This is a genomic window from Paraburkholderia sp. IMGN_8 (assembly GCF_038050405.1).
Classification (GTDB): Bacteria; Pseudomonadota; Gammaproteobacteria; order Burkholderiales; family Burkholderiaceae; genus Paraburkholderia.
Map to the genome: position 1 here is coordinate 3,061,582 of NZ_CP150900.1, position 26,772 is coordinate 3,088,353.

Below are 26,772 nucleotides of genomic sequence, written 5' to 3' on the forward strand. Positions count from 1 at the left end.
AATAGTTAGGCAAACAAACTAATCCGTTACTTCGGCAGCGATCCATCCACGCCCTGCACGAACCAGTTCAAACGCAACAACTCCGCATCGCTCAGTGACTTGCCCGCAGCAACCTTCATCGCACCGGACTGATCCGCAATCGGGCCGGCAAACGGATTGAACTTGCCGGAAATGATGTCGTCACGCTTCTGATTCAACGCCTTTTGCGCCGTCGGCGAAACCGCATCCGTGTTGATGTCGGCGAGATCGATCGCCTTCTCTTTCAAACCCCACCACACTGGCGCGTTGTTCCACGTGCCCGCCATCACCTGTTGCACCAGATGCGTGTAATACACGCCCCAGTTGCTCACGCAAGCGCCCAGTTGCGCGTTCGGGCCGAACTTCTTCATGTCGGAATCCCAACCGAATGCGTGGACCTTCTTCTGCTCCGCGGTCTGCATCGTCGCGGTCGAATCGGTGTTCTGGATCAACACGTCGGCGCCCTGCCCAATCAGCGTCTCGGCGGCCTGTTTCTCGCGGCCCGGATCGAACCAGCTATTGATCCAGACCACCTTCACCCGCGCATTCGGATTGACCGAGCGCGCACCCATCGTGAACGCGTTGATATTGCGCACGACCTCGGGCACGGGCACCGAGCCGACAAAACCCAGCGTGTTGGACTTTGTCGTGTAACCAGCGACCAGCCCGGCCAGATACGCGCTCTGATACGTCCGCACGTCATAGGTGGCGAAGTTGGGCGCCTTCTTGTAGCCGGTCGCATGTTCGAACACGGCGTCCGGGAAATCCTTCGCGACCTTCAATTCGAAATCCTGGAAGCCAAAGCTCGAACCCACGACGATCTTGTTGCCCTTGGACGCCAGATCGCGGAACACACGCTCTGAATCCGCCGACTCGGGCACGTTCTCGACACGCGTCACTTTGATCTTGTCGCCGAACTGCGCCTCGACGGCTTTCACACCTTGTTCATGCGCATACGTCCAGCCGGCGTCCCCCGGATTGCCAAGGTAGACGAAGGCGATGCCCAGCGGCTGCGTCGTGGCCGCCGCGGCGCCGAACGCCACAGTCGCGCCGAGTGCGGCAGCGAGGACGGTCCGCATGGTTCTAATGCGCAATGAGTGATGCAGCGCTCGCGCCAGCTTTGCTTTCATGTGTTCTCCGACGATGGTTTGGAAGATGCCTGCCACAGCGCCCGGGACAAACCCGGGCAAGGCTCCAGCATAAGGGGCCATATTCGAAGGCCAATTTCCGCGGAAAAATTATTATTCGTTATTTACCCCATAACGGAATTCGTATTTTGGTGTCCACGGAACATGTTCGATTTCTTCGAACGAGTACATCGGCAAAGTGGTACGGCAAACGCCTCACGCAAGCGCAATATCCTTGTCAGCAACCCGTCACACTCTTTCGGGGAAACAAAATGACTCGCTTCGCCCAGGCGATTCACCACGCCGACAGCACGACACCGGGCGTTCGCAAAAGGAGGCCCGACGGGTCCTCCTTTTGCCGAGACAAATCACGCGTCTTAAACTTTCCTCGCTTTTAGTGGCCGCAACGCTCGCGCTGTCAGCCGTCGCGCCAGGCGCACAAAGCAGCGCCCAGAACGCCCAGACGGCCGAAGGCGCAGCCGTCGCCATCGCGCCGAATTCAGCCGCGCTCGCTGCGGCGTCCGCCAATATCCACGAATTCGCGAAGCACAAACTAACGATGCCCGTGCTCGGTATCGGCGGAGCGGGCAGCCTCCGGCCGATCGTCGGCGAGGCGTTACGCCACGTGGCGACCAACGTGCAGGCCGTCGAGATTCAAGGCGCCGGACACTGGGTCGCGCAAGAGCAACCGGACGCCGTCACCGACGCGTTGTTGAAGTTCCTGGCGCCGGCGCGGTAAGCCGGACTTCGCCTCAATGGACCCGACGCGCCGGATCGACCTGCGACTCGTCAGGCGGCCCGGCGTCACCGAACAGCTCCGCGCATAAGCCGAGGCCAGTCTCGCTCAGGCGCGCCGTGCCCGTTCCTTCCTCGTTGAAGGTGGTGTCCACGAGGCCGCCGTCGACCAGCGCCGTCAACTGCCGCCGCAAGCCGCTCATCGGCACACCCGCCTGCTTGGACAGCCTGGCGAGCGACCACGCGCCGCCAGGCGTTTCCTGATGCGCGCGCCATAACTGCGCCAGCACGGCGAGCAGCACCGGGTCGATTTCGTCGTCTTCCATCGTGAGTGTCTCCTCGTTCTCTCAAGCCATGTGCGCCACGAGTTCGCCCAGTATCTTCAGCGCCGCTTCGGTCTGCGCCGTCCATGGGTAGCTGTAATTGAGCCGCATGAAGTGGCGAAATTCGTTGCGCGTCGAAAACATCATGCCTGGTCCGATCGTAATGCCGCGCGCGAGCGCCGCCTGATAGAGCCGCATCGAATCGACACGTTCGGGCAATTCCACCCACAGCACGTACCCGCCTTGCGGCGCCGAGGTCCGCGTGCCGGCCGGAAAAAAACGCTGCACCATCGCCATCATGATGCTCGCCTGCTGCCGGTAGACCTTGCGCAGATGCCGCAGATGCCGGTCGTAGCCGCCCTGCCTGAGGTAGTCCGCGACGGCGACTTGCGGCACCGACGGCGTGGTCAGCGTGTTGAGAAACTTCAGCTTCTCGACTTGCGCGCGGTAGCGCCCCGGCATCGCCCAGCCGATCCGGTACGACGCGGTCAGGCTCTTCGAAAACGACGCGCAATGCAGCACCAGCCCTTTCGTGTCGTAGTTCTTCAAGGTCGAAGGCCTGGTCTCGCCGAAGTACAGTTCCTGATAGACATCGTTCTCGATCACGGGAATCTCGTGCGCGGCGAGCAGTGCGACCAGTTGCTGTTTGCGCGCGTCCGGCATCTGGAAACCCAGCGGATTCTGGAAGTTCGGCATCACCATGCAGGCCGCGACCTTCTGCCTGGCGATGACCTCGGCGAGCGTCTCGATATCGATACCGTCGGCCGGATGCGTCGCCACTTCGATCGCGCGCATGCCGAGACGCTCGATGGCGTGCAGCATCGCGTAATAGGTCGGCGATTCGACGGCCACCGTGTCGCCCGGTTTGGCCACCGCCTGCAAGCTGAGGTTGATCGCCTCGGTCGCGCCGAGCGTGATGATGATTTCGTCCGGATCGACCGGCACGCCGTTCTCCGCGTAGCGGCGCGCAATCTGGCGGATCAGTTCGGGGTTGCCGGGCGGCAAGTCGTCGATCAGGTTCCAGCTCGCGTGACGCCGCGCAATCGCGTTCGCGTACTGGTTGATGCGCCGCCACGGGAACAACGACGGATCGGGATATGGCGAGCCGAGCGGCATGGCGTCGTGCGCGCGGATGCTGCGCAGCGTCGACAACACCAGTCGGCTCACGTCGACCTCGGCGGCAACCGGCGGCGTTTGCGCGGCTGCCTTGCGGCTGTGCCGCGGTTCCTCGAGCGCCGCGGCCGTGGCGACGGCGTCGCGCACGAAATAGCCCGACTGCGGCCGGGATTCGACAACCCCGCGGCTTTCCAGCAAGGCATACGCGTGCAGCACGGTTTTGATACTGACGCCGTGCTGCTGGCTCGCCTGGCGCACCGACGGGATCCGCTCACCGGCCGCGAATACGCCACGGCGCACGGCTTCGATCATTTCATCGGCGAGTTTTTCGTACAGTTTCAAGGACCTGGCTCAAACAAGTGCATGGGCGAGAGTGCCAGTCTATGACAAATATCAAGCAACTGTATCCCTCGGCTTTCCGAATTTCTGTATGCTGCGCTGCTTTTGGAACACAGTAGGCTTGCATGCATCGGCATAAAAGCCTCGTCAAAGCCACTCCGGCGGCAAGATCATGAAGAAACCCGAAGCTCGCATCGAACCGTACACGCACCCCGCAGCCGGCTGGGGCGCGCTCAAGTACGTCGCCATCAACCTCGTCAAGGAAAAGGTGACGGGCGGCAACTACCGCACGCTGCTCAAACAGAATCAGCCGGACGGCTTCGACTGCCCAGGTTGCGCGTGGCCGGATCGCGAACACGCTTCTACCTTCGAATTCTGCGAAAACGGCGTCAAGGCGGTAGCCGCCGAGGCGACCAGCAAGCGCGTGACGCCGGCGTTCTTCGAAGCGCACAGGGTCGCCGAACTGATGACCCAGTCAGACTTCGAGCTCGAACAGCACGGCCGCCTGACCGACCCGCTCGTCTACGACGCCGTACGGGACCGCTACGTGCCGATCGGTTGGGACGAAGCATTCGATCTGATCGCCGACCACCTGAAGCGCCTCGACAATCCCGACCGCGCCGCCTTCTACACATCGGGCCGCGCCAGCAACGAAGCCGCGTTCCTGTACCAGTTGTTCGTGCGCATGTACGGCACCAACAATTTCCCCGATTGCTCGAACATGTGCCACGAAGCGACCAGCCGTGGCTTGCCGCATACGGTCGGCGTCGGCAAGGGCACGGTCACGCTCGACGACTTCGAACACGCCGACACCCTGCTGCTGTTCGGCCAGAATCCGGCGACCAACCATCCGCGCATGCTCGGCGAGCTGCGCGAGTGCGCTAAACGCGGCGCAACCATCGTGTCGATCAATCCGCTGAAGGAACGCGGGCTGGAGCGTTTTGCGAGCCCGCAGCATCCGGTCGAAATGCTGACGATGGGCAGTACGAAGATCAGCTCGGTTTTCATCCGGCCGAAAGTCGGCGGCGATTTTGCGCTGATCAAGGGCGTGGCCAAACGCGTGATCGAACTCGACGACGAAGCGCAGACGTCCGGTCTGGAACGCGTGCTCGATGTCGCGTTCATCGCCGAACACACGGTTGGCTTCGAGGCGTTCGCTGACGATCTGCGCGCCGAGAGCTGGGACACCATCGTCGCCGAATCGGGCGTGCCGTTCGACGAGGTGCTGAAACTCGCCGACATCTACGTGAAAGGCCGTGCGGTGATTTCGACGTGGGGCATGGGCCTCACACAACACAAGAATTCGGTGCCGACGGTGCAACTGCTGTCGAACCTGATGATGATGCGCGGCAATATCGGCCGCCGCGGCGCGGGCTTGTGCCCGGTGCGCGGGCACTCGAATGTGCAGGGCGATCGTACGGTCGGCATCGAAGAAAAGCCGACCCAGGCGTTTCTGGATCGCCTCGGCGAAGTCTACGATTTCGAGCCGCCGCGCGAACACGGCCTCGACGTCGTCAACACCATTCAGGCGATGCTCGATGGTCAGGTGAAGGTGTTTATCGGCCTCGGCGGCAACTTCTCGATCGCGACACCGGACACACCGCGCACGTGGGAAGCGATGCGCTCGTGCGATCTGACTGTGCACATCACCACCAAGCTGAACCGCAGCCACCTGGTGCACGGACGCGACGCGTTGATTCTGCCGACGCTCGGACGTACCGAGATCGATCTGCAGAACGGTGTGGCTCAGGGCGTAAGCGTCGAAGATTCGATGAGCATGGTGCACATCTCTTACGGCATGAACAAGCCGGCTTCGGAGAATCTATTGTCGGAGATCGCGATCGTCGCTCGAATGGCGCATGCGACGCTTGGCAGCGCGAAGGTGGACTGGCTCGCGCAGGCCGCCAACTATTCGCTGATCCGCGACGGCATCGCACAGGTGATCGACGGCTTCCAGAACTATAACGAGCGCCTCAAGCACTCGGGCGGCTTTCATCTGGGCGTGGCCTCACGCGAGCGGATCTGGAAAACACCGAGCGGCAAGGCACAGTTCCTGGTGCATGCGATTGCGGTCGACACGCCGATTCATCGCGCGCGCGCGGAGCATGGCGAGCGTCTGATGACGTTGATGACGACGCGTTCGCACGACCAGTACAACACGACGATTTACGGTCTCGACGACCGTTATCGCGGCGTGTATGGCCAGCGCCGCGTGCTGTTTGCCAACAAGGACGATCTCGCGATGCTGGGTTTTGTCGCTGGACAGCGAGTGGATATCAGGAGCGTGTGGGCGGACGGCATCGAGCGTCGCGCGGATGGTTTTTTGCTGGTGGAGTACGACATTCCGCGTGGGTGTCTGGGCGCGTATTACCCGGAGACGAATCCGCTGGTGCCATTGTCTTCTGTCGCCGACGGCGCGGGGACGCCGACTTCGAAGTCGATTCCTGTTTTGTTGAGTGCCTCCGCTGTGGAGGCTGTCGCAGCTTGACGGTCGAGATCTGGCTTTTTGTCAGATCGCGATGCGTCAGGTAGCAGCGAACTCGCAGCCGTTGGTCCTCTCTCGCGTCCGTCCTTACGTCAAAAATTCCTGTCGCACTTCCGTCAGCCTGCGTTGCTTCATGTATTCCATCCACCCTGTCGCGCCCGAATCGGTTCGAGATGCACTGGTTGCGTCAACCGGCTTAGACTCCAAAGCCGATCTTGAGGTAGCCCATCCTCGCTGGCTGTTCTCCCCGGCATCGCTGCGCGCGTCGAACCGCGGTGTTTGCCACTCCTGAACACGCCCTGTCCCGACTGGCTGATTGCGCGCCCCACTGACAACAGTGCGATCCGACGAAGGTCGGCCCGCGTTACGCGAGCTAGCCAGACCGCGCTGAGGCACCAACTGACGCTTCCCCTTCGCCGGGCTGCGCGGCTCAGCAAGCGGCTGCATCAACTGTTGAACCGGACTTTTTGTTACGCGCACATGTGCGTCGGCTCCATGCGACTCTGTGCCGACACTGGCGACACGCTCATGCGTGCCATCGGTAATCGCGGGTGAAGCAGAGCCGGCAACTGGAGCGTTTGCGAACAGTGTCAAATCTTCGTGCGGCCGACCAGCCGACGCCCCCTCGTTTCCGCTCGGCACGTTGTCGCCAATACGAGGCAGCATCGCCACATCCCGACGGGAGGTGGCCTCCTCATTGTGGCTCGCATAGTGCCCCGCAGTCCATGCGAGCACCACCAACGCGCCGAGTCCAACGACACCGCTAACGACCTTGGCACGCAATCGGCCCCGTTGCGGCCGACACACATCGTGCGCACCTGGCACACGCCTTTCAAATATTGCAGCCGCCGGATGCTCCAACGCGGACAGTTTCGGCATCCTGAAAATGTATTTGGGTTGCCAATGGCTCGTCCAAATCGGAACGCGCACCTGGCGCGTGATCGCTGCGAAGCCACCCCGCCGACGATCTCCGTGTGCTATCCCACCCGCGGTTCCGACCGGCCGCAGCACCCAGCCCCGACCGTTGAGCAACGACAGCGCGGAAACAGCCGGCAGACTCAATGCCCCTTCTACCCCGACAAAACCTTCTGAAATTCGCATCACTCTCCCGACATTCGTTAGTGGATAGACCGTCATGGCTCCATGACGGGACGCATATGGATCACATCAAATCTTTCAGCCAAAACCGGCATACCGCCCTTGGCGCGGACTAGCGTGTGGGACCTGCAAGACGCAGTTGCCTAACGCCGCGCGGTTTCAACAACGCGCACGGTCATCTGCCTCAGAATTTGCGAACCAAGGCCAAGTAGCCATCCTTGCCTTGACTGTATGAATTGCGGAGACCCACCTGCCCGGGACCGTGATCTCGCCCCCTGAGCCACGGGCCTTTCCCATGGACCTCGCGTGAAATTGCTTCACGATAGGAGGAATGCGACCTAACTTCGCTTTGTGACCAGATCGCATCTACCTTGGGCGCCCCCCTTCAAGGGCTGCGCAGTTGGCATGTCAACCGTTAGTTCCTAACGTAAATATACGGAGCGTCATCGCGAGCGTACATCTCAAAACTTAGATTTCTACGATGCGCAAATTACCGCAGGCACAAATCGGACAGACCGTGCGACTGACAGGACGAACAGCGACAGCCAAGGCATTGCGACATTCGGTACTTCGAACGTTAGCGCCGCATGGCGAACAAGCGTGCTGGCATCACACCGCGCCATACCGGGCTCCGACGTAAAGCGGTTCAAGATATCGCCTCCATCGACACTTTTCTAATTTCTGCTATTTCAGGAACCCTCGAAAGATACGAATCTATTGGCATATACCGACCGCGGGTTAGGTCGACAACCTGTTCTATAGCGCAGACAAGGAGACCTAAACCGTCGCTGTCAAGGCTGCTCTAGCCGGCTGACAAGAAGCCTTGATAAACGGCAGGCGACGTAGATCGCCATGAATGTTCATCGTCGCAAGCCGCATTCAATTGCGCGGTACGCTACAAGGGTACGACGACGAGCGGCAACTCTTTCACAACCTCTGCATGGCAAGCCGTCCGTCTATCCGCTGAAATTGACCACGTTTCGTGTATCTCGCCGTTGTGTCGGCACCCACTGCTTTGTCATGATCCGCACTATAGACCGTAGCGCTTAAAGGGCTTTGGTCAGTTTCGCTGGCGGATCATTCCGTTGAAAAGCTGGGCATGCTCCCAGGCTCGCATTACCCACGTCGGCATCTTGATCAATATCGGGGGCATTCCGATGACTAAGCGGCATGTTGACGACGGCTTAAATCTACACCGGATATCAGTATGGACATTATCAAGACTTCGCTAGTCAAGCTGGTAAGATGCGCGATCAATGGCGGCCTGTCCGCGCAGGTAGACGAAATTCTCACTACAGAGCTTCTCGACGGCGCTGCGGACGCAGACCTTTATTATCTGGCGGGCAACGTAAAGTTGAGGGCGCAGGCCTATGACGACGCTTTCGCGCTGTTCGTGCGGGCCTCAGAGCTGGCTCCATGGTGGGCATCCCCTCTCAATAACGCCGGCATCTGTCATGAGCGGCGCGGCGATCGTGAAAAAGCCTACCGGTTTTATGCACGGGCCGCAGAACTCGCGCCGAGCGATCGCCTTGTTGTTCGCAATGCGGCCTACGTTGCGTTTGGACTTAACACCCGACCATTTCGCCTCCTCGCAGCAAGTCATTTGACGAAGCTGCTGGAACACTATCCTCAGGATTCGGCAATTCATTCGAAACTGGGATATGTCTACTTCTACCTCGGCGAGACCAGGAAGGCTCTGGAGCATGCAAGCCGCGCGGTTGAGCTGAACCCACAGAACGTTTCCAGCATCGTTCAGAAGGTTGCCTTCCACCTACCCATTGTCTACGAGACAGTCAAACAGATCGACGCCGTCAGGAATGAGATAGGCAGTGCGCTGGAGGTAATGGAGGGGGAAATAACGCGAGCCCTCGCCCAGTCTCCTGTCAACGCCGAGGAGTTCCGGGATATATGGTGCGATCCGCTCTTCTACCTGACATATAACGGGCGGTCCAACCTTGATCTGTTGGGGCGGTTCAACGATCAATTGGCTCGGATAATGGCAACAACATTCGCCCGGGCATGCGAACGTGCAGTCCAAAACCGTAGAGTGAGGCGCAGTAAGCCAGGTCGCGGCAAGGTTCGAATTGCATTCGTTTCCGCCTTCTTCTGCGGGCATTCAATCTGGAAGATTCCGACAATCGGATATTACGAGAACCTGGACCGGGATAAGTTCGAGGTATATACCTATCACATGGGCGCGTCGCATGACCGTTTCACAGGGCATGCGAAAAGTCTGTCAGACAGCTTCTATTCAAGTACGTTCGTCGGCGACATTGTTGAACGACTGGCAACCGAAGCTCCGGACGTTGTCGTGTTCCCGGATGTAGGCATGAACTTCAGTTCATACAGCCTGACTTGTCTGCGGCTCGCGCCCGTGCAGGTTCAACTACTTGGTCATCCAGACACTTCTGGCGCGGCCGCAGTCGACTATGTCATTTCGTCAGAGATGATGGAGTCGCCCGATGCGCAAGACTTTTACCGGGAGAAAATTGTCCCGTTGCCAGGACTCGGATGCACCTACTCGTTCGACTATCCAAGACCGGCCGACATCGATCGCGCATTCTTCAATCTCGACCAGCAAGATGTCGTATTCGTGTCGCCCCAGTCCACCTTCAAGTATGTGCCCGAAGACGACGATATATATCCGCGCATCGCCGCCCGCATCGGCGAAAGGTGCAGATTTATTTTCTTCCCGCGATCCGATGAGGCAAGTATCAATATATTTGTCGATCGACTGAAGAATGCGTTTGAGCGTTACGGCCTGTCTTACGAGAAGCACGTCCGGTGCCAACGCAAGCCGCTGACACAACCGGAGTTTGTTGCACTCTGCGCCTGCGGCGACGTCTTTCTTGATAACCCATCCTGGTCCGGACACAACACCGCGCTGGACGCTCTGCACGGAGGAACACTTGTCCTCTGCCTCGAAGGCTTGTATATGCGACAGCGACACGCGGCAGCACTGATGCGCTATCTTGGATTTGCAGAACTTGTGGCACCCAACAAGGCGGCCCTGATTGAGCTTTGTGTCCGGTACGCGGCCGACGTGGCTTACAGGACTCACTACCGCACCCGACTTGCCGTGAGCCTTCAGCGATTGGCAAGTAAAGATAGCGTGCGGGCGTTTGAAAAATTCATCATTGAACATGCAGATGACGCCACACATCTCGAGGCGGCACTTGCGTAATCGACGCCCCGGAATATCAGGATCACAAGGTTCAGCGATTTTTTGTGACGTAATGTGCGAACTATCGGTGCGTCCGGTGTTTTCGGGCGCTTGAAAGCTTGACTAGCAGCGATGCCGAGGCATCCTAACTGGAGTTGCGACAGCGAGTCCCCAGAGTCGGGCAGGCCTCTCCAAATACGTTGCGCCCCGGCTCGACGTTTTACAAAGCGGCCTCCTCTTTAACGTCAGCCGCCACCTGCCTTGTGCAGATCGACCTGACTCAGAGCGCCGAAATTTACGGAAGCTGGTAGGGCTTCAGCGGATACGGGACCGCCAATCAGGGCTCCCTGCAATTCGATATCCGCATATTTCCGGACGACAGCGAGTTGCCCGTCTTTGTCAACGCCAGCCACGGTCAGTGTCAGACCCAGATCCCGCAGCAGTCGCGCCATGTTCGACAGAATCTCTCTGGATACGGCCGAGTTGGGCAAAGTAACTGTGAATGTGCGCCCGAATTTAACCCCAGATACGGGCAATTGCATTAACAGCGGCATCGATGTGTGACGCGCACCAAAGTCTCCAAGCACGATCCTATAACCTCTTTGCCGAAGCAGTTTAAGTCGCTCAAGCAACTGTGGCGACTTCTCCAGCTTGGATTCCCCCGACACTTCGAGTGTCAGTTGTGAGGGAGCCAACCCGTTTCGCGCCACCGAGTCTTCGAGAACCTCTGGAATTTCCGCTGTACAGATCTGTATCACCGACAGGTTGAGCAGAATCGACGGCACACCGCCTCCCCTTTGACTCCAGATCCCAAGCTGCCTGCATGCCTCCGTTACAATGAATTGACCCGGTAACGCCGATGCTCCAATGCGCTCCACGCCGGGATTGAAGTCGTCTTGCGACAGGACTCCCCGATGCGGGTGCGCCCAGCGCAGTGACGCCTCCGCGCACGTGATGACGCCGGAACGCATAGAAACCACGGGTTGATATTCGACCAGGAATTCACCCCGCTCAATTGCCGCTGTCAGATCGACTTCCCGGAGCGGCCATGATTCGTCCCCCGCCGAGCCATTCAACGCATCATGTTGAAGCGTGTCGCCCGCCTCCATTCCCGTTCTCCTATCGATGCATTTGGCCTCTGCAAGTTGCAAGGCAAACTATTCGGCACCTCGCCTTCCAAGCCCGCCTGGCTCCACATTGCTTCCCCTTGGATCGTTGAACTTCGGGATACGCCCACGAAATGTATAACAAACCTTAAGGCAGCTACTTCGCTGCAGGTATAGCAAATCTTCGAAATAACGTTTGAATTAGCCAAACGTCACGCTACGCAGCACCGCCCTCCGGCTTGTTCGACTTCACCGAAACGAGCGTTCAGTTTCGCCGAAATCCGCACCGTAGAAGGGGTAATTAATATCCGCTTAGACATTTCGTCATCGCACCGATGTACAAGACGAGACAATGTCATTCGCTAAGGGTCACAATCATCCGCTGTAGCAGCGCGCCAATCGCCCGCGCCTGAAGTTCAATTTCTTCGTCCCATTGGGCCGCCGTTCGCGCGTACGAACGAAGCTCCTGGCACTGCTCGTACAGCGCAGAAGGTCCTAGTACAGATAATCCGCCAGCCAGACCGTGCAACCACCGTCTCAGCCGCGGCACGGACTTTTCCCGCACGACCTCTTCAAACTCTGCAGTGTCGCGCCTTGCCTGCATCACGAAAGCCCCTGCATACTCTTTGGGAACCTCCGGCACCTCGGAAAGCTCCTCTTCGTCGCCACTGCCTGCATCGTCGCCGGCAAGGGGCCTGATCCGCTCGATAAGTCGTTCGAGGGTTTCAAGTGGAACCGGCTTCGCCAGGTAATCTGTGAACCCTCGAGCCCTTCCTTCTGCAATATCCTCCGGCCGCGCGCTAGCACTGATCGCATACACCGGTACGCTCAAACCAATCTTTCTCACTTCGCCGAGCAGCTCAAACCCATCCATCAGCGGCATATCAATATCAGTCATCACTACATCTACCGGCTCTTTCATCAATCTTGCCAAGGCTTCTTCACCATTTGCGGCTTCGATGACCCGCGCGCCCAGCGTCGTCAGCTGGTCCAAAAGCAGGCTGCGATTAAGGAGATTGTCCTCCGCGATCAGAATGGTTGCAGTTGCCGACGTGCTCCATGTCGGGCTTGCCTGCGTCGCGACGCTATTTCGCCCCTCTGCGATCATTGCAGCGGCGGATTTCAGACCGGAAATACTATGTATTGATACTCCAACGCTGCCGTCATCCCGCCGGGCCGGGATAAGTGAGCCCGCCTGCTCCGCCCACAAAATCGAATCAGGCCTGCCCCACCATGCCGAAACGTCCTGTGACCTAAACTCGTCCGTTGCTATCAGAAAGTCATAGGCATCCGCATCGATCGGATCGTTCAGATTCGTCACCGTGGTGACAACAGAGTCGCTTGCATCGAAGAGGTTACTCAACCACTCAAGATTCTCATGCGCTCTGCAAAGAACGGCCGGACGCCGGTATCCAAGCGTGCGGTCAGCGACACCCGAATCGGCGCTGGATACCTGGAGCGGAAGTACAACCGCAATACGTGTTCCAACTCCAACCGTGCTGTCAAGTTCGACGCGCCCGTGCATCAATTCGCAAAGACGGGCGCAGATTGACAAACCCAACCCCGTTCCGCGGGCTTGCGTCAGCCTGTTGCTGTCGCCTTGCGTGAAAGGCTGGAAGAGTCGGTGTTTGAGTTCATCCGGAATTCCAATCCCTGAGTCCGTGACGCTGATTTCAAGACTGCCGTCGCGCCAGCTGGCACGCAGAACAATCTTGCCCGACTGGGTAAATTTAAATGCGTTACCCAATAGGTTATTAACGATCTGCGCAACGCGGATGGGATCAAACAGAAGTCTCGACGGTATGTCCCGGTCGTACACGGTGTAAAACCTCAAACCCTGCCGCTCCGCCAGCGGGGCATGGGACAACGCGAGCCGGCCGAGCAACTTCGTTACGTTTGCCCATTCCTCCATGAGGCTAAGTTCGCCGACGTCAATCTTCGAAAAATCCAGCACGTCGTTGACGACCTGCAAAAGTCCCCCGGCCGACGTTTGCATCGCCTTCACCCGAGCCTGTTGCTCAGCGGCGAGTGGTCCCCGCGCGAGAAGTTCAATGTTGCCCACCAGAGATGACAGCGGTGTCCGAATCTCATGACTCATCGACGCAAAGAAGGCCACCTTCGCCTTCGCTGCAGCGTCGCTCGTCAGCTTGGCTTCGCGCAGCAGGATTTCCGCCTGATAATGCGCAGTCATATCTATCACTGCACAAAAAAATACATCCTGTTGATTAAGCTTAGCGAGTGCGTAGGTAATTTCGAGGTAAGCAGAAGGCTGGTTAGCCCGCGCAAGGGAAAAAGGAAACTGGAATATATGTGGATCATTTTCGTCCGCATTCTCTCCCGCAAGCGACGCTTCGAAAGCGCTGTGCAATTCCGTCGGCATCCTCTTATCTGAAATACGCAGGCCCAGTACCGCCCTTGCAATCGGATTCGCAACAACCATCTCGAGGTTGGAACGTCGCACAATGCAGAGGCCAACTGGCGTCGCGTGAACCAGCAGATGGTTCAACATTTCGCTGTCAAGCGCCCGCGACGCTTCAGAGTAAATACGCGTCAAAAACCGATAGTTCCAGTATCGGTAAGCTACTAGCAGAAGTATTACCAGGACAACTGTCGCACCTAGAATAAGTAGCAGTTCGTATCGTAACGTCTGTAGTTGCAGCGAGAAAGGCAGGAGATACGTCATATGCCCGAAACCCGCGAACAAAGCCGGCCGACGCATTGCCCACCCGTAATTGGGTATCCAGTGATACAGCCCGTCCTGCTTCCCTTCGAGCCGCGCGTCGATGCGACGCACCAGGTCGGCCTGCCCGGTTGAAACGAGCGGCACGCCATCTGCATCGATGACAACCGGTTCCCGAGTTCGTCCTGCCTTTTCAAGAGGCGATACGAGGCTATCGACGTCCATGCTTGACAGAACTACGGCATATAGCTGATCGTCTTTGGGGACAAGCGATGCGCCGAACATCCGCGGTTCCTTTCCTGGACTATCGCCATGGACTGCGAACCATACGACCAATTTCTTGCGCGCAGCGTCCAATGGATCGATGCCGCGATTCCGAAATCGCGCGAGGATCGCGTCCACAAGCGCGGACGGCGAACCCGGACTAAGGGGAAAAGAGTCCCCGGGAGGGAACAGATGTCCGTACGCCGACGTTCCGTCTGCCATGATCATCGCAATGCCAGGCGTTTGACCCGAGTTTGTAAGAAGCTGCACTGCGTAATCACAGCTTTCTCGCAGCGCAACGTTACCCCCAAGACCTTCGGCGATCGGATCACAGGCATGAAGCGTCGGAGCATGCTCGCTTGATGGCAAACTGTTCATGCGCAACTGCAGCACCAGACTCGCTGTTGTCAACACCGCGCGCCGCTGCAGGAATGCGTCCACGACTTCCTTCTCGTGGATACGTGCCGCCTGCTCCTCCTGCTTGAATGCGCTCTTGAAGACGCCCGCGACCGTCATTCCTGAGATAGCAACCGCTGTGCATATCAGAAGAAAAATGACAATTGAGAAGACTCGGCGCTCTCGCTTGAGGTTCGACTCAATGGAATAAAATTTCTTCAGAGGCGACTCATCTAACTCTTGCAGGATTCTTTGCATTAGACCAGTCCCTGTTCCCGTGCGCAGGTCACAAGATCAATGTTCGAATCGACGTGCAGCTTTCGCATGGCAGAGCGCTTTTGCGTCGCCACCGTTCCAAGCGACCGATTGACCATGCGCGCAATTTCGGTGAGTGAGATGCCCTTGGAGAACAGCCGTACAACTTCCAGCTCCCTTGGCGTAAGCATTTGAAAATCGGGGCGGCCGGGCTTTACAACCCCAGCGACGGCCAGCCTGCGCTCCATGCCGGGGGAAAGGCACTGCTTCCCGCTGCGAATGACGCGCAGACAGACCTGCCCCAATTCGCCCATCGCCTCATCCTTGCCAACAAGACCGGCCACGCCCATGCCGGAAAGACGGCTAAGCACGCCACTATTGGTCAGCATAGTGAATACAACAATCGGCGTGCGTTCGTACGCGCGCCGCAGATGCGTGATAAGACGAAGACCGTCCTTGTCGTCGTCAGTCTGCTGCATGGTGAAATCCGTCACAACGAGATCGGCCTCTTGCGTTGCCAACTCACTGATCAATCCGTCCCCTGAGGCCGCCGTCGCAACAACACGGAAGCCCGGGAGCGAATTCAAACAGTCTGCGACTGCAAGCTGAATGACCGGATGATCGTCAGCGATCACGACCCTCGTCCGACAGGATGCATTCAACATGGCCACTCCAAGAAACGATTATCGAATACCAGTAGCCCCCTCACCCCTTCGGCGGCACGCGCGCGGAGTCTAATACTCGTTACGCATAATCGTCAAACATGTGTCGCGCCTGGATAGCGGTGAACAGTCTGGCCATCTGTTGCATGGAATATTTCGGCGCGCATGGACATCGGCCTGGAACCGTCCAGCCTGCCGGAAGTACGTGCGGTGCAGCGCGACGAGGCACCAGGCTCCACGCGGCCCTTTTATTGTGCGACATACTTCCGGCTGCTTAAATACGTTCATCACCGTCCGGAAACCGGAAGCGAGGACAGCTACGCATTGTAGCAACGCACCTCGAAAAAATCGATCGCTCGTCTCGCGTTGCCTTCGAGGCCCGCGTTGAAGAGCTTGTCAGGATCTGCGAAACTCGCCCCGTGGGCAAAGATAAGCTTCGCCTTCTCTTTGTGCGCGTTGGCGACCGCGATTATTCCGTCGTGAGACCACACCGGGCTTCCCATCCGCTTCCATTCGTCGATTATCTCCCGGTCGGCCTCGAGGATGTTTTGCGGATGCCGACGAACTTTTGCCACGCCAGTCTGTGAGTTCTGCGATCAGCTGGTCAATACGTTCCGATGGATTCATTCGATCTTTATGCCTCGAATTCTGGTCCCGTTTCATGCGACCACAATGTGGTGCGGGCAGGCACCGTTTCGGCAGGGCCTAGATTACTACCGGGATATGCGTGAGGCAAGCAGGAACGTGGAGCGGCACAATGATCCTCGTCACGGGGGCCACTGGCCATGTGGGGGCGCCGTCGTCTGCAGGTTGGTACACTCGACCGATAAACGGCTGGAACGTTCGCAAGGGCCGCGTGGCGTCGCCCACGAACTGAATACCAGGGAAAAATAAGCCCAGCCTGACCGACTTCACGCAAAAGGTAGCGGCGAAAGACGGTGTGCCGGACTGGCCGGCACACCCTCGCTCAACAGATCGGTCGGGCCATGATTTCATCAAGCAAACCTGAATACGTTGAAACGACATCCGGATTATCGGGCAAATGGCGCGCAATGGCGTCGCGCTGCGCTTGCCTGTATTGAACCGCATCTGCGTCGTGAAACTGCAGTGCGCGGATCAACTCCTCTGCTCCGCCAGCCACGTCGTTGTCCTCGTAGTAATAGCCCATGTCCCGGCACATTGATGCGTTATGGATCAACGGATAGCCCTGCCAGCAGACTTCCAGATAAAAATAGTTAAGCGGATTTCCCAGTTGATGCGATATGACGACATCCGTGTATTCGGCCAGGAAGGACGGGGTTTCATATCGCCCCACAAAGACGGCCTTTCTGTCACGGACGATGTCTAGCTGATTCATCAAAGATACAAATTCAGGACTTTGCGTGGCCAACTGCTCCGCATTGGTGACCTGAAGTCGCGCAATGCTTTCCGGACGTGCGCGATATGCCAGCTCTGCGATCAACGCTGGATACAGGCAGAACTTGACTACATTGATATTCGGCTCCATCACGCTTAACCGCCTCGGTCGCGATGAAGCCTGGTACACACCGCCACCGGGCAACGCACTCACCTGCTCCTCCAAAAAAACTGGGCTCCATACAAATGGAATCACGCGGGCTTTTTTCCGGCGGAGCACCTCGAAATAAGGCAGGTTCAGCCCAGCGACCTGAGGAACGGCCCAGATATCGTCATACCGCTGATTGACGAACAGGTGCGGTCCCCATAAGGACTTGCGAAACAGGACGGCCTCCATCGCAAGGACATACTCAGATCCGCAGCAATACGATATCAGGCGCGCGCCTCTCGTCTTGAGGTAATCGGTCTGGTTACGGTCGATCTGGCCGCCGAGCTCAATCATGATGTCAACAACATCTTTCGCCACATCGAAAGCGACAGTAGGAAATTGCTCGAGGTTCCACGGCAACGCATCGGTAATGGGCGTCGCCGTCGTATTGACGAGCGTGACGCTCTCAACGTTCGGGCAGTTGCGCAACGCCAGAGCGAGAAATGCAGCGTTCTGCTTGATCCCGTTATTCCATAGGGTTTCCGCCGGATGATGCAATCCGATCGTGATACCGATTTTCAGTTTTTTCATCTAGTACCCCATTCCCGCGCTGACGGCGCTGATACCAAATGCCAACAGTCCGCCGCGAGCCGCCCTGCCTGCTCGCCGGCAGCCGCATCAGACAAGGGGCTTGCGTCTGCCATTCGTGCGCGAAGCTCGCTCCGCGATCCGAGGCGATCGTCAGGGCTCGTAGAGCGCAGCGATCGCTTCGGTATAGGCTCGCACATTGGCCTCGTTTTCCGGCGCAAGTCCGCGCAGGAATTCGCCTGCGGTTCGCCGGTAGTGGTCGAGATTGGCATCATGTTCCACATACGCTCGCTGCAGTGCCAGCGCACCTTCCTCGCAGTCGAAATCATGGTAGCGGTAACCACAATCGCCAATCAGATGAGAATTGTGAACAAGCGGATAGGCACCAAAAAGCGCTTCGTAATAGACGTAGTTCTGAGCGTTCTCCCACTGATGCGACACGATCGCGTCCACGTCTGACGCCACGACGCGGTACAGCGGGAAACGTCCCTCGAATGAGGCAAGGCCGTGCTTCACGATATCCAGACTGCGGGCGAAGCTTCCGAAGGTTGCGTTTTCCTTCATTACAAGCGTGTTGTAGACCCTGACATATTCAAGAAAGTCAGGATTGGCTCGATGTGCGGCTTCGCAGCATAGCATCGGGATGAAACTCGTTTTGACCAGACAGAGATTTGGCTCAAAGATGCCGACGCGCCAGCGACGACGCTCGGGCTGATAGCCAAACGACGAACCGGACGGGAGATTTGCGATCTCACGTTGCAGGAAAACCGGGCTCCACAAGTGTCCGAGAATCCGCACAGGCGCGCGAAAGGCGCTTCCGTAGTATGGCGCCCCAATCTTTTCATATTGGGGCAGAGTCCAGATGGCGTCATACGGTTCACCGGGAATGAGCATCCCGTTCGGCTTGCCAAAGGTCATGCGTTCAACATCAATCACATAATCATTTCCTACGCGCATCGATACGACCTTTCCCTTGCGCTCGCGAAACGAAACGATCCAGTCCTTTTTAAGCTGCGCGCTCATCTCGATCATGACGTCCAAGGTCGTCGCTGCCTCGCTCATGCCGATAACCGGCACCGGTGACTCCCGTAGGAATTCCTTCGATTTCACTTCATTCGCGGTCGCCCCGTCGACCACCAGGTAAGTCTCGCTGACGATCGGGGAACGCATGAGGAGCATCACCAGGAAAATGCAATTCTGATAAATGCCGTTCTCCCAGAGCGACTGCCCCCCGGCGCGCACGTGCATCGAAACGCCAACACGCAGCTTTCGGCTAAAAACTGAATTGACGGACACCGAAGTCATACGGTCTCCCCTTTCCTTTCACTGCGGCACAGGTGTAGAAGCCTTGCCGAATATGCAGCGAGGGTGCCCGGCCGGAAAGGGTCGACCTGCTTAAACACTTTCGCTGATCGGCTCCTGTAATCCGTCAGGGTCCTGGAATGATCTTGGGCAAGTTGTCTCAACAGGCGCGCACCTTCGATGACTTCGAAATCGGGATAGTAGTAACCAGCCTCTTTCATCCATTCGGCGTTGTGGACCAGAGGATAGTCTCCGTACAGCACGTCCAGCGCGGTATAGGTTTGCGCGTTTTGCCACTGATGGGCGACGACAGCGTCTGCGAATTGCGGCATGAAGCTCACGACATCGTGGAATCCATGGAACGTGGCCTTGTGTTCGCGTACGATATCCAGCGAGTTGGCCAGGTAAAGCATTGTCGGATGGTCCTTCATATGAAGGCTGTTCAGCACGTGCATGGCCTGCACTGATGTTCTGTCATGCCGATAGGCTTCGTCACAGATCAGCATCGGAATGCTGGCGTTTCGGACCACTGAAGCATTGGGCTCGAAAATGGCCACTCGAACGCTGTTGGCAGTACCTGCGACTTGCACCTGCCTACCATATCCGAACTCAAGTCCGTATGCCTGCAACTGTCTCGCTCGCTGTTGCACGAATTCCGGATGCCACATGAAAGGCACCTCGTGCACTTCGCACCGATGCACCGTCCGCATCATCGACTCGAACGGCCGGTCTTTTGTCATTGTCCAGATTTCGTCAAAACGAACTCCCCAGCGACCTGCAGCGTGGCACCCGAATAGTGCCGGCTCGGCAAGTTCGGTAAAAGAATGGCGCGCCTGATAGAGCACCGCCTTTTTACCCCGTGCCCGCATCAGTTCCAGCCACTTCGGATCAAAGGCGCCTGCCAGTTCGATGAGGACGTCTACCACGTCAGCGGCATGCTGCGGAGTGACGAGTGGAAGTGGCCCGACGATATCCGTGTCTGGTGCAGCGGCTACATTCCCGCACGCGACATCAACCAGTGTCACCGACCGCACGAAGGGCAACCGCTGAAACGCGGCGGCGAGAAAGATGGCATTCTGGTACGGGCCGTTCTGCCAGATATGCTGCTGGCTTGTGTCTACGGAAATTCCAATGCGTAGGTACTTTTCGTCAACCATAGATTCCGACCTCTCCCGGCGTACGGATATTTCTATATCCACCTTAACTCCAGACCGCTGCGGTGAGTACTCGTTTCCCGGCGCGACAACCTGTCGCCACGGCAATCGGCCGCATTCATTCTACGAGCGTTTCAGAGCGTATGGAGACACGTTCCGGACAATTCCGCGCGGAACATCGTTTCGCAAAAAAAATGCCGCCGCATACCGGGTATGCGGCGGCCCTAGCCGGAGGATCTGGCCGGAGAACGTCTTAGTCAGCAACCAGATCCGGTGGCAAGTGAGGCAATTACCACTGGTACGACATACCCGCGCCCCAAACGGTGCCACCGCTGCTATAGCTCACACCAGCCTTCACCTTCATGTTCTGGGTGATGCGGGCCGTCCCGCCGAGAGCAGTTGCCTGGTAGCCCTTGTAGTTACCAGTCCCCACCCCGATAGACAGCGTCTTGCCCGCGTCGACGTCCGGAATCATCGTCAGTGCGGTAGCGGCGGCCACACCGGAATATGCATTACGGGCCACCGAATTGATCTCGCCTTGCATACCCGACATCGCGCCGTTGAGCTGGCTGACGTTGACGGCATCAGTTGCATTGACACCAGCCGCGACGTTCGTGATGCGTCGCTCGCTACCCTGCGAGCCAACCGAAACCGTATTCGCCTCACTTGCAACTGAACCCGCACCGAGGGCAACAGAGTTGGCGGCAGACGCATTAGCCCCCTGGCCGATTGCCACACTGCCCGCACCCGTTGCGCTGGCGCTCTCGCCGAACGCAGCACTGCCAGTTCCGGAAGCAACTGCATTGGCACCCGTGGCAGTACTGTTGTTGCCGGATGCCGCTGCGTTCGTGCCGTAAGCCGAACTCGTGTCGCCCGATGCGATCGAGTTGGCACCGGTCGCCGTGCTGTTCGTGCCCGAGGCGGTAGCGTTGTTACCCGACGCAGTGCTGTTGTCGCCTGACGCAACTGCACTTTCGCCGGTCGCCGTCGCACCGCTACCCGATGCAGCCGAGTTGGCACCGGTCGCCGTGCTGTTCGTGCCCGAGGCGGTAGCGTTGTTACCCGATGCAGTGCTGCTATCACCGGACGCTGCTGCGTTTTCGCCCGTCGCCGTGCTGCCTTCGCCCGTCGCGGTCGAGTTGGCACCGGTCGCCGTGCTGTTGTCGCCCGACGCCGTCGAGTTCGCGCCGTTCGCCGTGCTGCTGTTACCCGAGGCTGCCGAGTTGTTACCCGATGCAGTGCTGCTGTCGCCGGACGCCGCTGCGTTTTCGCCCGTCGCCGTGCTGCCTTCGCCCGTCGCGGTCGAGTTGGCACCGGTCGCCGTGCTGTTGTCGCCCGACGCCGTCGAGTTCGCGCCGTTCGCCGTGCTGCTGTTACCCGAGGCTGCCGAGTTGTTACCCGATGCAGTGCTGCTGTCACCGGACGCCGCTGCGTTTTGGCCCGTCGCCGTGCTGCCTTCGCCCGTCGCGGTCGAGTTGGCACCGGTCGCCGTGCTGTTGTCGCCCGACGCCGTCGAGTTCGCGCCGCTCGCCGTGCTGCTGTTACCCGAGGCTGCCGAGTTGTTACCCGATGCAGTGCTGCTGTCGCCGGACGCTGCTGCGTTTTCGCCCGTCGCCGTGCTGCCTTCGCCCGTCGCGGTCGAGTTGGCGCCGGTCGCCGTGCTGTTGTCGCCCGACGCCGTCGAGTTCGCGCCGCTCGCCGTGCTGCTGTTGCCCGAGGCTGCCGAGTTGTTACCCGATGCAGTGCTGCTGTCGCCGGACGCTGCTGCGTTTTCGCCCGTCGCCGTGCTGCCTTCGCCCGTCGCGGTCGAGTTGGCACCGGTCGCCGTGCTGTTGTCGCCCGACGCCGTCGAATTCGCGCCGTTCGCCGTGCTGCTGTTACCCGAGGCTGCCGAGTTGTTACCCGATGCAGTGCTGCTGTCACCGGACGCCGCTGCGTTTTGGCCCGTCGCCGTGCTGCCTTCGCCCGTCGCGGTCGAGTTGGCACCGGTCGCCGTGCTGTTGTCGCCCGACGCCGTCGAGTTCGCGCCGCTCGCCGTGCTGCTGTTGCCCGAGGCTGCCGAGTCCGTACCCGTCGCCGTGCTGTTATCGCCCGTCGCGGCCGAGTTTTCACCGGTGGCCGTCGTGTTGTCACCCGACGCTGTCGAGTTTGCACCGCTTGCCGTGCTGTTGTTACCCGATGCGGCCGAGTCCGTACCCGTCGCCGTGCTGTTGTCGCCCGTCGCGGCCGAGTTTTCACCGGTGGCCGTCGTGTTGTCGCCCGACGCTGTCGAATTTGCACCGCTTGCCGTGCTGTTATTACCCGATGCGGCCGAGTCCGTACCCGTCGCCGTGCTGTTATCGCCCGTCGCGGCCGAGTTTTCACCGGTAGCCGTCGTGTTGTCGCCCGACGCTGTCGAATTTGCACCGCTTGCCGTGCTGTTATTACCCGATGCGGCCGAGTCCGTACCCGTCGCCGTGCTGTTATCGCCCGTCGCGGCCGAGTTTTCACCGGTGGCCGTCGTGTTGTCGCCCGACGCTGTCGAGTTTGCACCGCTTGCCGTGCTGTTGTTACCCGATGCGGCCGAGTCCGTACCCGTCGCCGTGCTGTTGTCGCCCGTCGCGGCCGAGTTTTCACCGGTGGCCGTCGTGTTGTCGCCCGACGCTGTCGAGTTTGCACCGCTTGCCGTGCTGTTGTTACCCGATGCGGCCGAGTCCGTACCCGTCGCCGTGCTGTTGTCGCCCGTCGCGGCCGAGTTTTCACCGGTGGCCGTCGTGTTGTCACCCGACGCTGTCGAGTTTGCGCCGCTTGCCGTGCTGTTGTTACCCGATGCGGCCGAGTCCGTACCCGTCGCCGTGCTGTTGTCGCCCGTCGCGGCCGAGTTTTCACCGGTGGCCGTCGCGTTGTCGCCCGACGCTGTCGAGTTTGCACCGCTTGCCGTGCTGTTGTCACCCGACGCCGCGGCATTGTTACCCGTGGCGCTCGAATTGCTCCCCGACGCCGCGCCGGCGACGGTGGATTCCAGCGTGGACATCGACGTGCTCAACGACGTGACCTGGCTCGTGAGCAGGCCCAACTGTTGTTCCGCAGCATAGAGCTGTGACCCGTTTACTGCGTCGGTACTAGTCGCCGAAATCGAACCAGCGGCAACGTTCGTCAGGAGAACCGGCGTGGTGAATCCCACACCACCCAGCGTAATTTGCGCTTTGGTCGAATCATCGTACGAGACCGCATTCTGCATCGCGGTCTGCAGAGACGTCATGTTGTTGTTGATGTCGCTGAGATTCGTGTTGACGGTGCTAAGGCTCGTCGAGAGCGACGCAACCTCATCATCCGTGTTGCCCAAAGATGTTGAAAGCGCCGCCACACTCGCATCCGTCGAGGCCAGCGCCGTGGAAGCGACGGTCGAAAGCGACGTCAACTGCTCAACGTTCACAGCGTCCGTGGCAGCGACACCATCAGCCACACCGGATAGGACACGCGCGCCTTGGCCGCCCGCAATATTCAGACTGGTACCGGCGACGTTCGCGCCAAGTGTGATGACACCGGTCGTCGAGTTCTGAGTCAGCAGCCCATTGCCCTGGCTTACAACCGTGGACAGCGAACTGATCATGCTGGCGCTGGAAGTCGAAACCGAGCTGATCAGCGTCGCGTCTGACGTGGACAGTGAGATAAGCTGCGACACGTTGACGGCGTCATCCGAGTTGACACCTGCTGCGACGCCCGAGAGTGTCCGGTCGCCTTGCGTGCCAGCGAAATTAACGGTCGTGCCAATGGTGCTCGCACCAACTGAAAGTGCGCCGGTCGACGCGTTCTGGCTTACCAGACCAAATCCTGACGATGCGACCGTGGTCGACAAGGAAGAAATGCTTGTCGATGTCGAGGTTGACAGCGATGTCAGCTGCGACATGTTCACCGCGTCGGTGGGATTAACACCTGCAGCCAAGCCAGAGAGGGTTACACCGCCCGTACCGTTCGACACGGTGAGAATGTTTCCGGTCTCGCCACCGGGGCGGAAATAGATTTCCCCCTTCGTACCGTCCACGACGATCTGCGTTGAGTCCGCATTGAGACCCACCCAATCCCCGGAACCGCCCACCTGCACGTCGCCCGCCCAAGAGGACGGATCGTTACAGACATTATAAAGAAACGTCCCGCTTGAAGCGTAGCCGTTATATTTACCGCCATAATTGACGCACATCGACGAGCTGTTGGTGGCGCCGTTGGCCGCCATCGCGCTCGACTGGAACGGCCCAACGAAGCCCATGGCGGACAACGACGCCACAGCGAACATCGACAGGCGAAGCAGCTTTTTCTGACTCCCACCCGACGCAACAGTGCTCGAAGTCGCACCTCGGTGCCCTGTCGCCTCTTCGGACACCGCGACACGGGTACGCGTCTTTTCGCACCATACTGTTTTGAAGATCTTGTTCAAATCGCTACTCCTATACCGTTATTAAATTCGCACTACTACATGAACATAAGGATCAGAAAACGCGTACCCAAGTCAGTGATACCGCCTTCAGATAACTAGAAACCACCCAGTTGTGACCGGATACAAAGGCGCCATCACGCGCCACTAGTCCGCCATCAGCCCAACAGATTCATTTCAATCATGAAAGATACCGAAAGACAACAGCACCCGATATCGCATATATTCGAAATATCAGGCCCACTCCATCCGTTAGCTGGGTGCGAGAGGACGAGTCGAAGACGGCCAAGTTAGAGAAACGCGCCACCATCAGTCGCGCCTGACGCAACGCAGAAGGACATGCCTCTCAGGTTGGGGCACCTGTTTAAGGGAATTGATCGGCACACCGCAGCCCAACGCGAACAGCTACGTACGAGGCCAGTGGAAACCAGCAAACCATCTCGAGGATGAATGCCATCTCGGAACAGGAGGTGACCGCCATGAACAGGCGTTCAAAACAAGTCAATGTGACAAATGACCGCGGCGGAGTACGGCAGGCGGGAAGCAGTGACTTATGCAAAACGGAAGTCGCGCGAGCTATAACCGTCTCTTTCGACTGATAATCCAAACCAGATTTAATTCGCTGTCGCGGGCGATTTGCGGACAACGCCTGCAAATCGCCGATCCCGTCACCCACGCTCTCCGAACCACGTTCACCATCTAGCGGATGACTAAGATCAGCCGATCGCCGCCACCACCTTTACTTCTGCTCGAGAACAAGCTCGACACGTCGGTTTTGCGCACGTCCGTCATCCGTCGCATTCGACGCCACGGGATTGGACCTACCGAGGCCATTCACAACGAAGCGATCCGCCTGCAATCCATGCTCCCGCAGATAAGTCGCAACGGTGCGTGCCCGACGCATCGACAGTGCGTTGTTGTAGCTCTCAGAACCGATAGAGTCCGTATAGCCCGAGACCTGAACCACGCGGAATTGCTTTCCACCCGCATCAGTGATGAGCTTATCCAGCGCTCGCCAACCAGCAGGCTTGAGCGTGGATTTGTCAAAATCGAACAGCGCGTCGCCATGCAGCAACACCTTCGCCGGCGACTGAACAGGGGCCGGCGCGGGAGCGGGAGCAGGCACAGCAGCCCGGACAGACATTCGGGGAACCTCACACCGGAACAGAAGCCGATCCGGCGTGCGACCGCGCGGTGCAATCTGCTCAATAACGTGAAGCGCCGGCGAGCCGGGCTGGATAGCGCATATCTCCTGCGCCTTGCTCAGGCAGGAACCGGTCTCCTCAAAGAGCCCCGTACATTCGACCTGATACACCTGTTCGTCACCATGCCCATTGCCCACCGGTCGCATGTTTGCGGTAGGCCCCGAGTAGACGGTACACCCAGCGAGAAACAACAGGACAACAAAAGCGATATTTTTCATTTTCGAAAATTTCCATTTCCCATCAAGTCGACGGGCTTACCGCCTCTTCAGGCGAACAACCGCCAGATCACTTCCGCACGGGAGACTGAGGCGCTGCGCATTGGAATATCATTGCGTCACGCTCCGGAGCACCAACCAGACTGACACTCTGTTCGCCGCAAATGGCTTTCGCCCTGCGCAGGCAGACATCCTTCCCACCCAACAGCCCCGAACAGGCTACGCGGAAGCGCTGAACACCACTGTCCGTCTTTATCGAATAATCGTTAGTTAACGGCGTGGAAGATGACGAACACCCCGCAAGGGCTGCTACAAGCAACAGCGCAAGATATTTCATGACCCTTATCAATCTCCATTCAATCAGCAACTCGATTCGATCGCCCGTGACGCGAGCGATCGACCGGACGCCTCAAAAGCCAGCGTAAATTAGTGATAGCAAGTCGCGTGGAACACCTTCACCCGCCGCTTCCAGAAGCCGAAAGATTAGCGATGGACTGCTCGCCCCGATATCGCAGCTCTTCGAAATTTCGTTGATTTATCCACGAGGGCGAAACTTGGCGGTCGTACGGGTTTGCGGATTTCAGCGCTGGTTTTTGTACACGCCAATCCGTTGCGATTCTGTTTTT

The 26,772-nt window shown here is 58.7% G+C and carries 15 protein-coding genes and 2 pseudogenes; 4 read left to right on the forward strand and 13 right to left on the reverse strand.

Going from position 1 to position 26,772, the window contains the following annotated elements; genetic code table 11:
• Positions 1-26: 26 nt before the first annotated feature.
• Complete coding sequence (locus WN982_RS14025) at positions 27-1,148, reverse strand: BMP family ABC transporter substrate-binding protein (RefSeq protein ID WP_341312583.1); 1,122 nt, start codon at positions 1,146-1,148, stop codon at positions 27-29.
• Between the two features lie 394 nt (positions 1,149-1,542).
• On the opposite strand from WN982_RS14025, the gene WN982_RS14030 reads away from it, so the two are divergent.
• Positions 1,543-1,884: a hypothetical protein gene (locus WN982_RS14030; protein ID WP_341312584.1), complete on the forward strand. Its 342-nt coding sequence runs from the start codon at positions 1,543-1,545 to the stop codon at positions 1,882-1,884.
• A 13-nt stretch (positions 1,885-1,897) separates the two neighbouring features.
• Here WN982_RS14030 and WN982_RS14035 read toward each other — a convergent pair whose 3' ends face one another.
• Positions 1,898-2,206 carry a helix-turn-helix domain-containing protein gene (locus WN982_RS14035; protein WP_341312585.1) on the reverse strand — a complete coding sequence of 103 codons (309 nt, stop codon included), beginning with the start codon at positions 2,204-2,206 and terminating at the stop codon, positions 1,898-1,900.
• A 21-nt stretch (positions 2,207-2,227) separates the two neighbouring features.
• A complete protein-coding gene (locus WN982_RS14040) occupies positions 2,228-3,661 on the reverse strand; it encodes a PLP-dependent aminotransferase family protein (protein WP_341312586.1) in 1,434 nt (477 codons plus the stop codon).
• A 169-nt stretch (positions 3,662-3,830) separates the two neighbouring features.
• On the opposite strand from WN982_RS14040, the gene WN982_RS14045 reads away from it, so the two are divergent.
• Positions 3,831-6,146 (forward strand): FdhF/YdeP family oxidoreductase, encoded by a 2,316-nt coding sequence (locus WN982_RS14045; protein WP_341312587.1) that lies wholly within the window; start codon positions 3,831-3,833, stop codon positions 6,144-6,146.
• 2,302 nt (positions 6,147-8,448) lie between these two features.
• Complete coding sequence (locus WN982_RS14050) at positions 8,449-10,425, forward strand: tetratricopeptide repeat protein (RefSeq protein ID WP_341312588.1); 1,977 nt, start codon at positions 8,449-8,451, stop codon at positions 10,423-10,425.
• 224 nt (positions 10,426-10,649) lie between these two features.
• Here WN982_RS14050 and WN982_RS14055 read toward each other — a convergent pair whose 3' ends face one another.
• The 9 genes and pseudogenes from WN982_RS14055 to WN982_RS41105 all read right to left on the reverse strand — a co-directional run.
• A complete protein-coding gene (locus tag WN982_RS14055; protein WP_341312589.1) occupies positions 10,650-11,513 on the reverse strand; it encodes an EAL domain-containing protein in 864 nt (287 codons plus the stop codon).
• 352 nt (positions 11,514-11,865) lie between these two features.
• Positions 11,866-15,108, reverse strand: a complete 3,243-nt coding sequence (locus tag WN982_RS14060; protein WP_341312590.1) for an ATP-binding protein — start codon at positions 15,106-15,108, stop codon at positions 11,866-11,868.
• On the reverse strand, positions 15,108-15,770 hold the full coding sequence (locus WN982_RS14065; RefSeq protein ID WP_341312591.1) for a response regulator transcription factor: 663 nt from the start codon (positions 15,768-15,770) through the stop codon (positions 15,108-15,110). Before WN982_RS14065 ends, WN982_RS14060 begins: the two co-directional genes overlap by 1 nt.
• Before the next feature lie 335 nt (positions 15,771-16,105).
• A pseudogene (locus WN982_RS14070) lies at positions 16,106-16,394 on the reverse strand (DUF1801 domain-containing protein); the annotation flags it as partial.
• Between the two features lie 340 nt (positions 16,395-16,734).
• Positions 16,735-17,862 carry a DUF2827 domain-containing protein gene (locus tag WN982_RS14075; protein WP_341312592.1) on the reverse strand — a complete coding sequence of 376 codons (1,128 nt, stop codon included), beginning with the start codon at positions 17,860-17,862 and terminating at the stop codon, positions 16,735-16,737.
• A gap of 150 nt (positions 17,863-18,012) precedes the next feature.
• Complete coding sequence (locus WN982_RS14080; RefSeq protein WP_341312593.1) at positions 18,013-19,164, reverse strand: DUF2827 domain-containing protein; 1,152 nt, start codon at positions 19,162-19,164, stop codon at positions 18,013-18,015.
• Positions 19,161-20,318, reverse strand: coding sequence for a DUF2827 family protein (locus WN982_RS14085; protein WP_341312594.1), 1,158 nt, complete (start codon positions 20,316-20,318; stop codon positions 19,161-19,163). Before WN982_RS14085 ends, WN982_RS14080 begins: the two co-directional genes overlap by 4 nt.
• 286 nt (positions 20,319-20,604) lie before the next feature.
• The gene (locus tag WN982_RS14090; RefSeq protein WP_341315796.1) at positions 20,605-21,051 is read right to left on the reverse strand and encodes a YadA-like family protein; all 447 of its coding nucleotides are present in this window, start codon (positions 21,049-21,051) and stop codon (positions 20,605-20,607) included.
• Between the two features lie 16 nt (positions 21,052-21,067).
• A pseudogene (locus WN982_RS41105) lies at positions 21,068-24,528 on the reverse strand (hypothetical protein); the annotation flags it as partial.
• Here WN982_RS41105 and WN982_RS14105 point away from each other — a divergent pair.
• The gene (locus WN982_RS14105) at positions 24,485-24,613 is read left to right on the forward strand and encodes a hypothetical protein (RefSeq protein WP_341315866.1); all 129 of its coding nucleotides are present in this window, start codon (positions 24,485-24,487) and stop codon (positions 24,611-24,613) included. The pseudogene WN982_RS41105 and the gene WN982_RS14105 overlap by 44 nt on opposite strands.
• An 852-nt stretch (positions 24,614-25,465) precedes the next feature.
• On the opposite strand, the gene WN982_RS14110 is transcribed toward WN982_RS14105, so the two are convergent.
• On the reverse strand, positions 25,466-26,149 hold the full coding sequence (locus tag WN982_RS14110; RefSeq protein WP_341312595.1) for an OmpA family protein: 684 nt from the start codon (positions 26,147-26,149) through the stop codon (positions 25,466-25,468).
• Between the last annotated feature and the right edge of the window lie 623 nt (positions 26,150-26,772).

Bases quoted from the DNA above. Each gene is read 5' to 3' on its own strand.
- WN982_RS14025 (WP_341312583.1), bottom strand. From the start codon at position 1,148: ATGAAAGCAAAGCTGGCGCGAGCGCTGCATCACTCATTGCGCATTAGA.
- WN982_RS14035 (WP_341312585.1), bottom strand. From the start codon at position 2,206: ATGGAAGACGACGAAATCGACCCGGTGCTGCTCGCCGTGCTGGCGCAG.
- WN982_RS14045 (WP_341312587.1), top strand. From the start codon at position 3,831: ATGAAGAAACCCGAAGCTCGCATCGAACCGTACACGCACCCCGCAGCC.
- WN982_RS14050 (WP_341312588.1), top strand. From the start codon at position 8,449: ATGGACATTATCAAGACTTCGCTAGTCAAGCTGGTAAGATGCGCGATC.
- WN982_RS14055 (WP_341312589.1), bottom strand. From the start codon at position 11,513: ATGGAGGCGGGCGACACGCTTCAACATGATGCGTTGAATGGCTCGGCG.
- WN982_RS14060 (WP_341312590.1), bottom strand. From the start codon at position 15,108: ATGCAAAGAATCCTGCAAGAGTTAGATGAGTCGCCTCTGAAGAAATTT.
- WN982_RS14065 (WP_341312591.1), bottom strand. From the start codon at position 15,770: ATGTTGAATGCATCCTGTCGGACGAGGGTCGTGATCGCTGACGATCAT.
- WN982_RS14075 (WP_341312592.1), bottom strand. From the start codon at position 17,862: ATGAAAAAACTGAAAATCGGTATCACGATCGGATTGCATCATCCGGCG.
- WN982_RS14080 (WP_341312593.1), bottom strand. From the start codon at position 19,164: ATGACTTCGGTGTCCGTCAATTCAGTTTTTAGCCGAAAGCTGCGTGTT.
- WN982_RS14085 (WP_341312594.1), bottom strand. From the start codon at position 20,318: ATGGTTGACGAAAAGTACCTACGCATTGGAATTTCCGTAGACACAAGC.
- WN982_RS14110 (WP_341312595.1), bottom strand. From the start codon at position 26,149: ATGAAAAATATCGCTTTTGTTGTCCTGTTGTTTCTCGCTGGGTGTACC.